This window comes from Flagellimonas sp. S3867 (genome assembly GCF_014698935.1).
Taxonomy (GTDB): domain Bacteria; phylum Bacteroidota; class Bacteroidia; order Flavobacteriales; family Flavobacteriaceae; genus Flagellimonas.
This window is the reverse complement of the sequence record NZ_JACVMN010000002.1, coordinates 450,463-465,215: the sequence shown is the minus strand read 5'-3', so window position 1 is coordinate 465,215 and position 14,753 is coordinate 450,463. Positions and strand designations below refer to the sequence as shown.

14 protein-coding genes are annotated in these 14,753 nt (G+C 39.9%); 3 read left to right on the top strand and 11 right to left on the bottom strand.

Annotated features, from left to right (window positions below):
• The 4 genes from IAG46_RS09805 to IAG46_RS09790 all read right to left on the bottom strand — a co-directional run bounded on the left by IAG46_RS09805 (window position 1) and on the right by IAG46_RS09790 (window position 4,604).
• On the bottom strand, window positions 1-999 hold the full coding sequence (locus IAG46_RS09805) for a VWA domain-containing protein (protein WP_190810177.1): 999 nt from the start codon (window positions 997-999) through the stop codon (window positions 1-3).
• The gene (locus IAG46_RS09800) at window positions 1,000-2,664 is read right to left on the bottom strand and encodes a BatD family protein (RefSeq protein ID WP_223826644.1); all 1,665 of its coding nucleotides are present in this window, start codon (window positions 2,662-2,664) and stop codon (window positions 1,000-1,002) included. It lies immediately after the preceding gene.
• Window positions 2,664-3,530 (bottom strand): DUF58 domain-containing protein, encoded by an 867-nt coding sequence (locus IAG46_RS09795; RefSeq protein WP_190810176.1) that lies wholly within the window; start codon window positions 3,528-3,530, stop codon window positions 2,664-2,666. Before IAG46_RS09795 ends, IAG46_RS09800 begins: the two co-directional genes overlap by 1 nt.
• Window positions 3,531-3,602: 72 nt before the next feature.
• Entirely contained in the window at window positions 3,603-4,604 is a 1,002-nt protein-coding gene (locus tag IAG46_RS09790) for a MoxR family ATPase (protein WP_190810175.1), read from the bottom strand.
• A gap of 223 nt (window positions 4,605-4,827) precedes the next feature.
• On the opposite strand from IAG46_RS09790, the gene IAG46_RS09785 reads away from it, so the two are divergent.
• Window positions 4,828-5,589, top strand: coding sequence for an SDR family NAD(P)-dependent oxidoreductase (locus IAG46_RS09785; RefSeq protein WP_190810174.1), 762 nt, complete (start codon window positions 4,828-4,830; stop codon window positions 5,587-5,589).
• Window positions 5,586-6,722: an ATP-binding protein gene (locus IAG46_RS09780; RefSeq protein ID WP_190810173.1), complete on the top strand. Its 1,137-nt coding sequence runs from the start codon at window positions 5,586-5,588 to the stop codon at window positions 6,720-6,722. The genes IAG46_RS09785 and IAG46_RS09780 overlap by 4 nt, the downstream gene beginning before the upstream one ends.
• Here IAG46_RS09780 and IAG46_RS09775 read toward each other — a convergent pair.
• Together IAG46_RS09775 and IAG46_RS09770 are read right to left on the bottom strand one after the other, a co-directional pair.
• Window positions 6,719-8,608, bottom strand: coding sequence for an alpha-amylase family glycosyl hydrolase (locus IAG46_RS09775; RefSeq protein WP_223826643.1), 1,890 nt, complete (start codon window positions 8,606-8,608; stop codon window positions 6,719-6,721). The genes IAG46_RS09780 and IAG46_RS09775 overlap by 4 nt on opposite strands.
• 32 nt (window positions 8,609-8,640) lie before the next feature.
• On the bottom strand, window positions 8,641-9,588 hold the full coding sequence (locus IAG46_RS09770) for a carbohydrate kinase (protein WP_190810171.1): 948 nt from the start codon (window positions 9,586-9,588) through the stop codon (window positions 8,641-8,643).
• Window positions 9,589-9,747: 159 nt separating this feature from the next.
• Here IAG46_RS09770 and IAG46_RS09765 point away from each other — a divergent pair, with 159 nt between their 5' ends.
• Window positions 9,748-10,473, top strand: a complete 726-nt coding sequence (locus IAG46_RS09765; protein WP_190810170.1) for a metallophosphoesterase family protein — start codon at window positions 9,748-9,750, stop codon at window positions 10,471-10,473.
• On the opposite strand, the gene IAG46_RS09760 is transcribed toward IAG46_RS09765, so the two are convergent.
• The 5 genes from IAG46_RS09760 to IAG46_RS09740 all read right to left on the bottom strand — a co-directional run bounded on the left by IAG46_RS09760 (window position 10,470) and on the right by IAG46_RS09740 (window position 14,538).
• Window positions 10,470-11,003, bottom strand: a complete 534-nt coding sequence (locus IAG46_RS09760) for a hypothetical protein (protein ID WP_190810169.1) — start codon at window positions 11,001-11,003, stop codon at window positions 10,470-10,472. The genes IAG46_RS09765 and IAG46_RS09760 overlap by 4 nt on opposite strands.
• A 362-nt stretch (window positions 11,004-11,365) precedes the next feature.
• On the bottom strand, window positions 11,366-12,919 hold the full coding sequence (locus IAG46_RS09755; protein ID WP_190810168.1) for an aldehyde dehydrogenase family protein: 1,554 nt from the start codon (window positions 12,917-12,919) through the stop codon (window positions 11,366-11,368).
• A 73-nt stretch (window positions 12,920-12,992) separates the two neighbouring features.
• Window positions 12,993-13,364: a DUF1304 domain-containing protein gene (locus IAG46_RS09750; RefSeq protein ID WP_190810167.1), complete on the bottom strand. Its 372-nt coding sequence runs from the start codon at window positions 13,362-13,364 to the stop codon at window positions 12,993-12,995.
• 2 nt (window positions 13,365-13,366) lie between these two features.
• Entirely contained in the window at window positions 13,367-13,906 is a 540-nt protein-coding gene (locus IAG46_RS09745) for a 3-hydroxyanthranilate 3,4-dioxygenase (RefSeq protein WP_190810166.1), read from the bottom strand.
• 107 nt (window positions 13,907-14,013) lie between these two features.
• Window positions 14,014-14,538 (bottom strand): CAP domain-containing protein, encoded by a 525-nt coding sequence (locus tag IAG46_RS09740; RefSeq protein ID WP_190810165.1) that lies wholly within the window; start codon window positions 14,536-14,538, stop codon window positions 14,014-14,016.
• Window positions 14,539-14,753 lie beyond the last annotated feature (215 nt).

Genomic DNA, 14,753 nt, shown 5'->3' with positions numbered 1-14,753 from the left:
TTATATAAAACTTTTAAAGATTGAGTTTCGCAACCCCCATTCCAACAAGAGCAATACTCCTGCCAATAATATCAGTGGCCTAAACTTTTCTTCGTATTTATAATATTTGAATTCTTCAATCTCGGTTTTTTCGAGTTTGTTGATTTCATCATAAATTTCTTCCAATTTCTCATTATCGGTTGCTCTAAAATATTTTCCTCCTGTAACATCGGCAATCTCTTTGAGAAGGTTTTCATCGATTTTCACTTGTTGCATCCCATACCTAAAAGTACCATCTCTTTTATAGCCTATCGGGGTCAATGCATTTCCATTTGTTCCCAATCCGATGGTATAAGTTTTGATTCCAAATTCCACTGCCAAATCTGCGGCGGTCGAAGGTTCAATAAAACCAGAATTGTTTACGCCATCAGTCAACAGAATAATCACTTTGCTTATAGCCTTGCTCTCTTTTAATCGATTTACAGAGGTGGCCAATCCCATACCAATGGCAGTGCCATCTTCCAATTCGCCATAAGATATTTCCCGAAGGGCACTTAAAACGATTGACTTATCGCTTGTGATAGGGGTTTTGGTATAGCTTTCGCCAGCATATCCCACCAATCCGATACGATCATTGGGCCTTTGTTTGATGAAATCTCCTGCTACGTCCTTCAGTGCTGAAAGCCTATTGGGCTTCAAATCTCTGGCCAGCATACTTGATGAAACATCAATGGCCATAACAATATCAATTCCCTTTGTCGTTTTGGTTCGGGTTGATATGTCTTCGGTCTGGGGTCGGGCCAAAGCGGTAATTATTGCCGCCAAAGCCAGAAGGCGAAGCACAAACAGTAGCGGTTTAAGTTTGGAGGCCAAACTGCCCACTGTGAATCCTTTGATGCTCGAAATTTTTAGCGAGGCCATTTCCTCCTTCCGTTTGAAAAAATACCATAGCAAAGCCATTGGAAGCAATAAGAGCAACCAAAAAAACTGAGGGTTTGCGAATTCTATATTTTCAAACATTTATACTTGTGTTTTTACATCTAATGAGCTCAATATTCTTGTCACTATTTCTTCAGCATATTCATCTCCATCTTCCCATGTTAGGGCTATTTGTTGGATAAATCCTTTGCCTCCGAACAAAAGAATATTGTATTTCAATCTTTTCGATTTTTGGGTGGCAGGATTTTTAAAATTTCCTGATCCGAACATTTTAAATCCCGCAACACCTGATTTGGTCGTGAATTCCTCCTGCTTGGTTATGATGTTTTTTATGCCCAGCTGTTCAAAAATCCCAAGTGCAGAGCCAATAGCACCTTCAAAATCTGGGTCTCCTTGGTTGTTTTTAAACATGACAGATGTACTACTTATGGAAAAATGTTGAAAATAGCTGCCATAGGTAAAAGTTTGCATGTCTTGAATGCTGTCCAAAACCTGTTGTGGCAATTCAACCTCCTGTCTAACCAGAACATCTGGAGTTTCCAAATCAATAGGCGGATAACCGTATGAACTTGCTACCCATTCACTTTCTAAAAGCTCTTTGGTGGGATGCCCAATAACGGTATCCTTAACTTCTTTGAATCCATAGTAGGCTACAGAAAATGCACCTCCCAAAAATAAAACTCCGATAAAGATGGCAGCTGCCCAATAGATTTTTTTACGCTGCTTTTTCTTGGCAAGCTCTTCCAGATATTCTTCTGTAAGCATCAATTCTTCTTCTGTAGGCTCAGGAAGTGCATCATGGGTTTTAACCACAATCTGCTCAACCATTTTTCTATCTTCTTCAGCTACCGTAGTGGGGGGTTTTGATTTGGCAAATTTGACCAAATCTGCGGTTTCCAATATTTTTTGAAATTGGGTAATGGTGTCATTTTCCAATTTGAGTTCTCCAGCATCTTTTAGCATTTCCAATTTGGCGATTAATTGCCCTGTAGTGCTTTCCAATGCGGAAACATGTACGTCCTCTTCTAGATACGAACGTACAATGTCGGTAAGTTCTGAATAGTATTTTTTGTACTCATCTTGGATGAGGTATCTGGAATTCTCTAGCCTTTTTAATTCCAACAATGCACGATCATATGGAGGAAGCAAAGCTTCTTTTTCCTCCTCTGTCATTGGTTTTTTTCTTAAATAGAACCAATAGACCAATCCACCAACAATTAAAAGTCCCAACAGGATAACAAGAATCCACTTCCATATTTTGGCATAGCTTTTTTCGACCTGGATCAACGGTTTTATGTCGAACATTTTCTGTTTGGTGGTATCGACCACCACATCGGCTACTTTAATATGGAACGAATCCGTGAAAAAGGGCTGTTCGTTTATGGCGATACGTTGCGAAGGAATGGTGTAGGCGCCGCTGTCAAATTGTGTAAGAGCATATACTTTTTGAAGAACGACCTTGTTTTTATTCTTTACCGTATCCTTCATGATGGCCTCGACGGTTTCTAAGGGAGAAAATGTTTGCCCTTCTGGAAAATGAACAATGTTTAAGGAATCTGTTTCAACCGTGATGGTATATTGAATCTGTTCTCCAATTTTAATGGAGGTCGTATCAATCTGGGAAGATACTTCGGAATCATCTTGCGAAAATCCTATAACAGGAATAATTAAAAACAAAAGAGCCCAAGCCACTGATAATAAATGGCCATGCAGCTTCTCAAATTTTGTTTTTCCTATTTCTGGCATTATCCTCTTCGTTTAAAATAGCCCAACAATTTTTTCACGTAGCTCTCGTCCACCCTACAACTAATCACCCCAGAACCTGATTTTTTGAATGAATCTTGAAAATAGTCCACTTTCTCTTGATGAAATTTACCATAGGCATTTCGCACTTTTTTGGAACGTGTATTTATTAATTGTAACAACCCTGTTTCCGCATCCTGCATCTGCACCATGCCCAAATTGGGAATTGACGCTTCACGCTCATCAAAGACCCTGATACCGGTAACATCATGTTTGTTGCCTACAATGCGAAGCGTATTATCATAATGATCTGCGATAAAATCTGAAAGAACAAAGACAATGGCTTTTTTCTTCATCACATTGGTCAGAAACTTTAGAGCTTCGGCAATATTGGTCTCACTACTTTTCGGCGAAAACTCAAGAAGTTCCCGAATGATTCGTAGTACGTGACTTTTGCCTTTTTTGGGAGGAATAAAGAGTTCCACTTCATCAGAAAACAGGATCAAACCCACTTTATCATTGTTCTGCATGGCTGAAAAAGCCAAGGTGGCAGAAATTTCTGTTATGACTTCCTTTTTGAACTGGTTTGATGTTCCAAAGAGCTCTGACCCGCTCACATCAACCATTAACATCATGGTAAGTTCGCGTTCTTCTTCGAAGACCTTTACATAAGGTTCGTTATATCGAGCGGTAACATTCCAATCTATGGCCCGGACATCATCACCAAATTGATATTGCCTAACTTCACTAAAGGTCATACCCCTACCTTTAAAGGTAGAATGGTACTCCCCACCAAAAATATGGTCGGAGAGACGTCTCGTCTTTATCTCAATTTTACGTACCTTCTTAAGTAGCTCTTTTGTATCCATTTGGCTCAAGGAAATATGTTGCTCTTGTCACGTTGAAAGCTGGTCAGCTGTTGGAACAAGAAATGTTGAACCCTAAGGTACTTCTACCTCGTTTACAATCTTGTTAATAATCTCCTCTGAAGTGATATTCTCAGCTTCGGCTTCATAGGTTATTCCGATACGGTGTCTAAGCACGTCGTGAACAACTGCTCTAACGTCCTCAGGAACAACATACCCCCTTCTTTTTATGAATGCGTAGCATTTGGAGGCATTGGCCAAATTGATGCTTCCCCTTGGAGAGGCACCAAAACTGATTAGGGGTTTGAGGTCTTCTAGATTGTATTTTTCTGGATAACGGGTAGCGAATACCAAATCCAAGATATATTTTTCAATTTTTTCATCCATGTAGACATCCTGTACGGCTTTTTGCCCACTTAGAATTTGTTTCAAAGTCACCACTGGTTTAATGGGTTCGTTTGATCCACTCAAATTTTGTCTGATAATCAACTGCTCCTCATTAAGTTTTGGGTAGTCGATCACAGTTTTGAGCATAAAACGGTCTACTTGAGCTTCTGGCAGAGGATATGTTCCCTCTTGTTCTACCGGGTTTTGCGTTGCCATTACCAGGAAAGGAGCATCCAACTTAAAGGTTTCATCACCGATGGTAACTTGCTTTTCCTGCATGGCCTCAAGCAGGGCAGATTGCACTTTAGCGGGAGCTCTGTTAATTTCATCAGCTAAGACAAAATTTGCAAAAATGGGACCCTTTTTAATGGAGAAGTCGTTCTCTTTAATGTTATAGATCATAGTTCCAACCACATCGGCAGGTAGTAGATCAGGCGTAAACTGAATTCTGCTAAAATCACCTTTTACCGCTTTTGCCAGTGTGTTAATGGCCAAGGTTTTGGCAAGCCCCGGTACACCTTCCAGCAAAATATGGCCCTTGCCCAAAAGACCGATCAGCAAGCGTTCTACCATATGTTTTTGACCAACAATGGCCTTGTTCATCTCGTGTGTAAGGAGGTCAATAAAAGCACTTTCCTTGGCAATTTTTTCATTCACAGCACTAATATCAATAGTAGTGTTTTCTTCCATACAAATTATAATTGTAAAGTGTTAACGTCAGTGTTTTTCTAAGAAGTGCAAAATGAAAATTTATTTAAAATCCACCTGTTAATTAATGGTTAAAAAAAACGCTGAACCCCCAGTTTTGTGAAGGATTTAAGGGTTTAATTTTATAATTTCACCCTTTATGCAACATACAGATAACTATTCGAGAATTATGGTTTGATTCTGATGTTCTATTCAAAATATAAAAATGAGCGAGAAAAGAACGGTCTTTATTACGGGAGCGACAAGTGGTATAGGCAAAGCTACGGCTGAATTATTGGCCAAACATGGATTTAATCTGATTCTTTGTGGACGGAGGAAAAACAGACTTGCGGTTCTAAAAGAACAATTGGGTAAAACTGCCAAGGTCCACACCCTAAATTTTGATGTTCGCGACAAAGCAGCCGTTCATAGATCAGTTGAAAGCTTACCTGCTGAATTTTCACAAATAGACATCTTGATCAACAATGCTGGAAATGCCCATGGTCTGGATTATATAGATCAAGGGAGTACCGATGATTGGGATGCCATGTTGGACATTAATGTAAAGGGATTGCTTTACGTGTCCAACGCTATATTGCCAGAAATGGTGAAACGAAAAGCGGGTCATATCATCAATATAGGATCTACTGCAGGGAAAGAGGTGTACCCCAAAGGCAATGTGTATTGTGCCAGCAAGCATGCGGTGGACGCCATCAACCAAGGGATGCGCATAGACCTGAATGAACATGGGATACGAGTGGGTGCGATAAATCCAGGGTTGGTAGAGACAGAATTTAGCGATGTTCGATTTAAAGGGGATTCAAATATAGCCGGCAAGGTTTATCAGGGATATCAACCATTGAAACCAGAAGATATTGCCGAAATCATCCATTTCACCATCACCAGACCCAATCATGTTAACATAGCGGACTTGGTGGTAATGCCAACTGCACAAGCCAGCAGCACTATTGTGAAAAAAGAGCTATGATCAACAAACGCTTATTGGTCAAAAATCTTTTGGCGCATAATGATGAGAACAGTTTTTACGACAAAAAACGGTTTATTTCCATTGGTGAAAAGGAAGGTAAGGCCAAGTTTTTAAAGCATGTTTGTGCTTTGGCCAACAGCAACCCAAAAAACAACTCATTTATTGTGGTTGGGGTTGAAGATGCCGACAACGAAATTGTAGGGGTCGATTTTTTTGATGACAGCAAAATTCAAAACTTGGTGAACGCCTATTTGGATAATCCCCCCATAATTTCTTATGAAAACATTCCATTTCCGCACTTACCCGAAGGAAGGGTTGTGGGCTTGGTGACCATAAAATCAAATGGTAAAGTATGTGCCCTTAGAAAAAACATATGGAAGTATTACGGCGGAGCTGTATTTTTCAGGGAAGGAAGCATCAGTTTGCCAAAAGCATTCGATATTGAATTGAAAGATATTAATTCGGAAGCCGTAGCTATCATAGAACAGCATGCTCGAAACAATATTGAACTGACATTGGATGCAGTAATCGATTTCATCAACACACGACATGCCGATTTAACCCGGGACTACAAGGTATTCAAAGAGCAATTTGTGGTCTGTTGGGCTGGGAACAAGAAAACCATTAAGGATAAAATATATTATTCCAGAGTAGATATTGAATTGATCAACGAACAGGTTAAACTATTTTATTCTGCCCTAGATGAAATTACAATAACCTATAATGAAGATTCTTTTAGTATGATGGAATTTGTGCAGTTGGGGTTGGGTGCGCAGCAAAAGTATTACCCTTTGGAAGAGATGGTGATTACCTTTTCTGAAAATGGAAAGTATAGAATTGATAGCAAGTTGGTTTTTGAGCCTCCTCAATATGACAAAAAAACCTTGCATCATGTATTGAATTCGAACAACTCGATCATGCAAAAACTTGAAAAAAGAATCGACCTGAACAAAACTGAGACGGAGGATTTAAATCACCTACCGGCCACATATCTTATTTGCTATTTAAACGGATTTGAGGAAGCTAGGGAACAAATGGAACGGGCTCGACCCATATTAAAGGCCGATTATAAAAAGGTGTATCGTTCATTAAAAGAATCTTTGCGAATACTTAGAAAGGTTCGATACAACTAGCCCTTCATTAACCACATAAGTTGATAAGGGTCTAATCGCAGTAAGCCGCTTTTTAATGGGACTTTTTTATTGGAAACCAGGTTTTTTGGTTCTCCTTTGGTAAAATATCCGAGTTTGGAAATCCATCGGGACTGCACAACCTGTTCTTTTTCATCAAAATTGCATAATACTAATAGCCCTTCCCTTTCGCTTGTTCGTTCAAAGGCAAAAATATGATCATTGCCGGTATGATGAATGACTAAATTGTTATCGTCAGCAAAAACAGAATGTTTTTTTCTAATGGCTATCAATTTTTGTACGGCATTAAATATTTGGGATTGCGGAAGCTTTTTATCATTTAAGTTGGCAACCATATCCCAATTTTGTTTGGGACGATTTACCCATCTGTTATCATCCTTTTTATCGGTTTCTTCCAAAAAAGAATAATCGTTGAGGGTCCCTATTTCATCCCCGCCGTAGATAAGCGGAATACCACCATATGCGAGAACAATGCCGTATAACAATATCATTTTTGATACAGCTTCTTGGATCAAAACCTTATCTTTTTTGGCGAGGCCTTTTTCCAGACCAAGCAAAGAGGTCGCACTGCCCGTGATTCTGCCATCACCAGTTTTTGGATTGTACATGAAAAGTAATCCGGTAGCAGGGGACCAATCCAATCGTTGACAATAATAATCCAGTAAAAATTTACGGTGCAATTGCGGGTTCCATCCAATTTCTCGAATAAAACCATCGTCATACCCCAGACCGATATCATCATGGCATCTGATATAATTGATCCAGGTACAATCGTTGGGTTTTTGGGGAACATTGGTAAGGCTCTTGTACAATAAAAGCGTTTTTTTGGTGGCTATGGAGTTCCAAAGCAAAGCCATTAACGAAGCATTATAGGCAATTTCACATTCGTTGCCTTTTGTGCTTTCCTGTCCGAAATATTTCACAATCTCTTTTGGTGCTACAATGGCCTCTGCCAAAAAAATCGCACCCGGAGCTATTATTTGTAGGCACATTCTGAACAGGGAAATCAAAGTATGGGCTTCAGGAAGATTTTGTGAAATGGTTCCCATTTTTTTCCAAAGAAATGCCAAGGCATCAAAACGTACGATATCGACTCCTTGGTTGACCATTTTAATGAGATTGGTCAACATTTCCAAAAAAACCTCTGGGTTGGAATAGTTTAAATCCCACTGATAATTATTGAAAACGGTCATTACCCATCTTTTCATCTCAGGATCATAGGTGAAATTCCCAGGAGAAGTTTCAGGAAACACTTCAGGCAGCGATTTTTCAAATGCCTTAGGCACTGTATCATCGGCATAGGTGTAATAATAATCTTGATATTTTTTGTCACCTGCCCTTGCTTTTTTTGCCCAAGTAAACTCATCCGATGTATGGTTGACCACAAAATCCAACATCAAAAACATATCTTGTTTTCTAAGCTCTTGGGTCAGATTTAAAAGATCTTTGGATGAACCATATTGTTTGGCCACCCCATGGTATTTGTTCACGGCATAACCCCCATCATTTTCCCCGGTTGGACGAGGCGTAATGGGCATTAAATGCAATAAGTTGATTCCTAAATCTTTCAAGTATGGTATTTTGGACTGTAGCCCCTTCAAATCTTTGTTGAAATGCTCCACGTAGAGCTGCATTCCCACCATTTTTTCAGATTGATACCAATTACCACTTTCCAGTCGATTTAAATCTTGAATTTTCAATTCGTCTGGTCGGGACTGGAAAAGTTTAGGAAGCAATACCATCAATTTTTGAAAGTGATTGCTCTCAGTTTCCTTTGGGTAAAGTTGGTGGAACAAACGTTGGACTAGACCTAAGTTTGCCGCTAAACGAAGGTCGAAAAACTGTTTGGAGCTTTTCTTGTGGCCCATCGCAGCCGTTAACCTATGAACAGAGGCTTGATTCATAAGGCTTCCAGTTCCGATTTCGTGGGAAGCGCCACGATCGCCCCGTAATTTGTTGTGGTAATTGCTCCTGCCTTATTTGCCTGCTCAACCATTTTTAGGAGCAGATCATAATTTTCAAAAACTTGGTCAAAGTTGTCCAGATTGGCAATTTGGTATAAAAGGCAGCCAATAAATGCATCTCCTGCACCTGTAGTATCAACAGGTTTTACAACAATACTTGGCACCATTTTTTTTGAACCGCCCATGCTTAGCAATGTCCCTTCTTTGCCCAAAGTAACGGTAATAATTCTTGCTCCAACACCGTGAAGTTTTTCACAAGCTTCATGAACATCTTCTTTCCCTGACAGAATTTGTGCTTCCTCCAGACTGAACTTGCACAAATGCGATTTTTCAACGAAGGGCATGCATTTTTTAATAAACTGCTGCTCGCTGCCTTTCCATAGATCCTGTCTGAAGTTTGGGTCAAAACTGATAAACATTTCCTTGGTAAGTGCGTCAAACAAATATTTGCCATAGGTTTTCTCCAAGGCACCACCCAAAAGCGCAGTTGCGGCTCCAAGATGCATCAAATTACCTTTAAAATTTTTCCGGAGAGCAGGGTCATAGGTCAATTCCTTGTCGGCACCCCGACTGAAGACAAAATCACGTTCGCCGTCTTCCGCCAATGAAACAAAAGCCAAAGTGGTGAAGGTATCACTGGTTTGGGCCATGGAAACATCTACGCGTTGTTCCTTAAGAACATTAAGCAAAAAATTGCCAAATGGATCATTGCCCACACTGCCAATAAAAAAACTTTTTCCGCCAAGTTTGGAAATGGCACAGGCTACGTTGGCAGGTGCACCGCCGGCTTTTTTTGTGAAAGTGATTGCCTTGGAAAGATCACTTCCCTGTTTTTCGGCAACAAAATCTATTAATAACTCCCCTACGCAGAATACTTTTTTCATTTTCTTGATTGGAATAGTACAATGTACACAGAAATTTAGTCCATAACCAAAAATTTAAATTGGTTTTATGGCGTTCAAATTCTCAACGCCTGCCCAAAACTTTACCTTTATTTATCATATTACATTTCCTTTGTAAGTATTATTGCAAAAAATTTCTAGATGCGAACATTGGTTGTGGGAGATGTCCATTCAGGCTTAAGAGCATTAGAACAGCTGTTGGAGAAGGCTAATGTAAATGAGAAAGATCACCTAGTTTTCTTAGGAGATTATGTTGACGGATGGAGTATGGCAGTGGAAACCGTGGATTTCTTGATCGATTTGAAATCAAGTCATAACTGCACCTTTATCAGAGGAAACCACGATGAGCTTTGCAGACATTGGTTATTGACCAAGGAAGAAAACCCACAATGGCTTGCCCATGGAGGTAAGGCAACCCGTGATTCTTATCTTAAAGCCAACAGGGAAAAATGGGATGCACATCTTGAATTTTATGCCGGATTGAAGAACTATTTTTTAGATAGTAACAATCGGCTATATCTTCATGCGGGTTATACCAATTTAAAGGGAGTGGATTTTGAATATTTCGATCAACTGTTTTATTGGGACAGAACTTTATGGGAATTGGCCAAGGCTTTGGATCCAAAATTAAAACCAGAAGATCCTAATTTCCCCAAAAGATTGACCCACTACAAAGAGATTTTTATTGGTCATACACCTATTTCAAAAAAAACCATTACTGTTCCCCAAAGAGGTGCTAACGTATGGAATATTGATACGGGAGCTGCCTTTATGGGTCAGCTTACCATGATGGATGTTGAATCAAAGGAATTTTGGCAAAGCGACCCTGTTCACACATTGTATCCTGGGGAAAACGGGAGGAACTAAAATTTACCTGATTTGTGTTTTATTTGCCATTTGGCCAATTCTTCCCATTGGCCTTTATAGGCCATTTTGGCTTGCATAGGCCATGAAGCGGGGTCATGTATTCGATACCTTTTGCCCGCAGAGGTTAAAACTTCTTGGCATTTTACGGTAGAGGTCTCGGACAGCGCTTTCCAAGTTTTTATCCCGTGATTATGAAATAAACCCTGGATTTTTGGCCCTATTCCCTCTACAAGGGTAAGGTCGTCTTCTTTTATTTTTTTTCCGAATGCCGCTTTTGCGGCCACAGCATCAAAACCATCTGCTGTCGACGTTGAAACAATTTTGGTTTTTGATGAGGCAACTGCTGCATATTGTTCTTTTTGACAAGCTTCCAACTTGGCTTGAAGGCTTTCGTTCTCGCTTTGGAGCTTCTCTATTTCCTCATTGGAAGAATTTTTTGCTTTTCCCCAATAAGAACCTATAATTCCGCCCATGAGTCCGACTAAAACCACCAGGGCCCAATACCAAATATTAATGTGTTCAAAATCCATTGTTATGGGGTTATTTTTAGCTGTCTTTACCCACAAAGTATTAAAAAAATGCTAAAAAATGGAGATTACATCCAAGAATGTGAGCTTCTTAAGAAGAAACTTGGTGAAACCACACAATGCATATTAACTAATAATGAACAAAAAGAAACCAATCATACAATTTTTTTGACCAGTGATACCAACACCTGTTCAGAATAGGGGAATTATGCAGAAATTTGGACTATATATTAGGTAAGGAACCCTATTTCTCCCGACGAAGTTCCGGCATTGAAGTAGGGTTTAATTTTTAAGTTTGAGTTAGTTAAGTTGGTTTTATAAAACCGCCTATTTTCAGGTTCGTCGAAAGTAGGCGGCTTTGTTTTTTATAGATCAAACTTTATTCCCTGTGCTAACGGAAGTTCTGTAGTGTAATTGATAGTATTGGTTTGTCTCCTCATATAAACTTTCCAGGCATCTGAACCACTTTCGCGGCCACCACCAGTTTCCTTCTCACCTCCAAAAGCTCCTCCTATTTCAGCTCCTGAGGTACCAATATTTACATTGGCGATACCGCAGTCACTACCAGAAGCAGATAAAAAACGTTCGGCCTCTCTAAGATTATTGGTCATAATCGCTGAAGAAAGACCTTGTACAACACCATTTTGTTGAGCAATGGCATTTTCCACATCACCGGAATATTTCAATAGGTACAAAATGGGGGCAAAAGTTTCCTCCTGAACAATTTCAAAAGAGTTTGCTGCTTCAACAATGGCTGGCTTTACATAACAACCACTTTCATAGCCTTCGCCGGAAAGCACTCCTCCTTCAACCAAAATGTTTCCACCTTCATTCTTGGCTTTTTCAAGCGCTTTGGAATACATATCCACGGCATCGGTATCGATAAGTGGACCAACATGATTGTTCTCATCGAGAGGGTTGCCAATACGTAATTGTTTATAGGCGTCGGTAATTGCTGTTTTTACCTGATCATAAATAGATTCATGTATAATAAGTCTACGTGTTGAGGTACAACGCTGACCGGCAGTACCAACAGCACCAAATACAGCACCAATTACCGTCATTTTGATGTCGGCTTCCGGCGTAACTATAATGGCATTGTTACCGCCAAGTTCCAAAAGGGATTTCCCGAGTCTAGCTGCGACTGCTTGGGCAACAATTTTTCCCATTCTTATTGAACCTGTAGCCGAAACTAAAGGAATTCTTTTATCGTTGGTCATATACTCCCCAACTTTATAATCTCCATTGATAAGGCAAGAAATTCCTTCCGGAAGGTTGTTTTGTTTTAAAATATCAGCAATAATGTTTTGGCAAGCAACACCGCATATCGGAGCCTTTTCTGAAGGTTTCCAAACGCAAACATCACCACATATCCATGCTAATGCCGTATTCCAGGCCCAAACCGCAACCGGGAAGTTGAAGGCAGATATTATGCCCACAATACCTAGCGGATGGTATTGTTCGTACATTCTGTGGCCTGGTCTTTCGGAGTGCATGGTCAAACCGTGCAATTGTCGTGAAAGGCCAACAGCGAAGTCACAGATATCAATCATTTCTTGAACTTCACCTAATCCTTCTTGGTAGGATTTTCCCATTTCATAGGAAACCAATTTTCCTAAAGGTTCTTTTAGCTCACGAAGCTTGTCCCCAAACTGTCGTACGATTTCTCCCCGTTGGGGAGCAGGCATTAAACGCCATTCTGCAAAAGCTGAAGACGCAGCATCCATAACTTTTTCATAATCTTCTTTGGAAGTGGTTTTTACTTTGCCGATAAGGGCACCATCTACAGGAGAATACGATTCAATAATCTCACCTGAACCAAAGTTTTCGGAACCTGTAGAGGTTCCGTTGTTTACTTCTGTTAGCCCAAGTTGTTTTAGGGCTTCGGCTATTCCAAAAGCCGTTGCAATTTTTGACATTTATAACTTTTTAAGTATGAATTGTTATATTTTTCAAAACTACGAATAATACCAGAGAGCGAAACTAAGATTTTTAAAGGAAATGGGACAATAGCAAAAGCACAATTCCGATAAGCGCGGGAAGTGCTTGTACAGTAAATATTTTTTTGGAAGCGGTCACGGCACCAAATACCCCGGCCACAGCTACACATCCTAAAAAGAATAGGGCAACGTAGAGTTGCCACTCTTGATTTTCAATCAACAAGGACCAAATTAATCCAGCAGCCAAAAAGCCATTGTACAAACCTTGGTTGGCTGCTAATGTTTTGGTAGGCTCAAAGAGATGTTCTGGTAATGAGCGAAAAACTTTTTTGGCTTTGGTGGTCCAAGCAAACATTTCCAACCATAAAAAATACAGATGCAAGATGGCAACTAATACGATAAAGAATTTTCCGGCTATAAGCATATTTAATCTTTTGCTATAAATCGTTCATCAACAGGCATAACAGTACCACAATTGTCACAGGTTCGAAGTTCTTCGGAACCATAAAAATATTCGAAATGGCCCAAAAAATCTTTTTCAATATCGTGCAAGGTAAAATAGGCCTCATACAATTTATGATTACAGTTATCACAAAACCACAACAAACCGTCATCCACGTTCATCTCTGCCCGTTTTCTTTCCACTACCAAACCAATGGACCCTTTATGTCGCACTGGCGAATGGGGAACCTTGGCCGGATGTAAATACATATCACCAGGCCCTAAGGTCATCGTCTTTTTTTGTCCATCCTCTTGAATATGTACCTCAATATTACCTTCCAACTGGTAAAAGAGCTCTTCAGTTTCATTGTAATGGTAATCTTTTCGGGCATTGGGACCGGCTACGATCATCACAATATAGTCACCGGCTTCTTTGTAAAGATTCCTGTTGCCGACCGGAGGCTTTAAGGTATCCCGGTTTTCTTCTATCCACTTGTTCAGATTAAATGGTGGTTGAATTGCCATTTTGCAATGATTTTGTGAAAGGTATAAAAATCCTTTTTTGAAACATAGGCTTTAATAAAAAAGACCCGCTATTTGCATATCTTTTTAGCACTAATATAACTACTGCCTTAAGGGTTGTTGGATTCTATCTTCATGAATATTTGGGTAAAATATGGTCTCCCATCTTTATCCAATTGCACGCTTAAGGTAGTATGTGTAAAGGCTTTTTCAAGGGTTTCTTTATGCGATGTACTGTTGAGCCATCCTTCAACGACCAGTGCTGCCGAGGAATAAAATCTAGCCACATTTTCGCCTACCTCTACCGCATTGATTTCTGTAGCTATGTCAGATGCCCGGGCATCAAAATTATCATGGCTCAATTTGTTTTTGGAAATCATGTAGGTGTTATGCTCTTGTGCATACTTATAAGACGAAGGACTAGAAATTAAAGCAGAAACTCCTATGGAGGAACGATGTTCGTTGACCATATCCAAAACCGCTTCTTCCATTTTGGAAGCATCGATTACTACCTTTTCGTTACCAGGAAACGAGCCTGAGAGATCGGTCTGCTCTTCAACTGAGGAAGATTTGCTGCATGTGCTGAGCACCACCACGGATGCCGCAGCTAAAAAAGCGTAATATAATTTTTTCATTTTCGAGGGCAATCATTGGGATTTGTTCTCTAATCCCATGTGTTCTAGGGCCTAAGCTAGAAGAGGAATATGCTTTGACCATAAATCATCCGCAGGAGGTGCAATTAATCCGTCGAGCTGCATTAAACCCCTATTAAATACCAAAAAGTTCGATATAGTGAATCCCATTCATCGGGAAAAACATACCGTTTATGTGACGCTTATGGTCGTGTTTT

Coding starts and splice junctions, on each gene's coding strand:
- IAG46_RS09785 (WP_190810174.1), top strand. CDS start 4,828: ATGAGCGAGAAAAGAACGGTCTTTATTACGGGAGCGACAAGTGGTATA.
- IAG46_RS09800 (WP_223826644.1), bottom strand. CDS start 2,664: ATGCCAGAAATAGGAAAAACAAAATTTGAGAAGCTGCATGGCCATTTA.
- IAG46_RS09760 (WP_190810169.1), bottom strand. CDS start 11,003: ATGGATTTTGAACACATTAATATTTGGTATTGGGCCCTGGTGGTTTTA.
- IAG46_RS09765 (WP_190810170.1), top strand. CDS start 9,748: ATGCGAACATTGGTTGTGGGAGATGTCCATTCAGGCTTAAGAGCATTA.
- IAG46_RS09775 (WP_223826643.1), bottom strand. CDS start 8,608: ATGGGCCACAAGAAAAGCTCCAAACAGTTTTTCGACCTTCGTTTAGCG.
- IAG46_RS09740 (WP_190810165.1), bottom strand. CDS start 14,538: ATGAAAAAATTATATTACGCTTTTTTAGCTGCGGCATCCGTGGTGGTG.
- IAG46_RS09805 (WP_190810177.1), bottom strand. CDS start 999: ATGTTTGAAAATATAGAATTCGCAAACCCTCAGTTTTTTTGGTTGCTC.
- IAG46_RS09795 (WP_190810176.1), bottom strand. CDS start 3,530: ATGGATACAAAAGAGCTACTTAAGAAGGTACGTAAAATTGAGATAAAG.
- IAG46_RS09770 (WP_190810171.1), bottom strand. CDS start 9,588: ATGAAAAAAGTATTCTGCGTAGGGGAGTTATTAATAGATTTTGTTGCC.
- IAG46_RS09745 (WP_190810166.1), bottom strand. CDS start 13,906: ATGGCAATTCAACCACCATTTAATCTGAACAAGTGGATAGAAGAAAAC.
- IAG46_RS09755 (WP_190810168.1), bottom strand. CDS start 12,919: ATGTCAAAAATTGCAACGGCTTTTGGAATAGCCGAAGCCCTAAAACAA.
- IAG46_RS09750 (WP_190810167.1), bottom strand. CDS start 13,364: ATGCTTATAGCCGGAAAATTCTTTATCGTATTAGTTGCCATCTTGCAT.
- IAG46_RS09790 (WP_190810175.1), bottom strand. CDS start 4,604: ATGGAAGAAAACACTACTATTGATATTAGTGCTGTGAATGAAAAAATT.
- IAG46_RS09780 (WP_190810173.1), top strand. CDS start 5,586: ATGATCAACAAACGCTTATTGGTCAAAAATCTTTTGGCGCATAATGAT.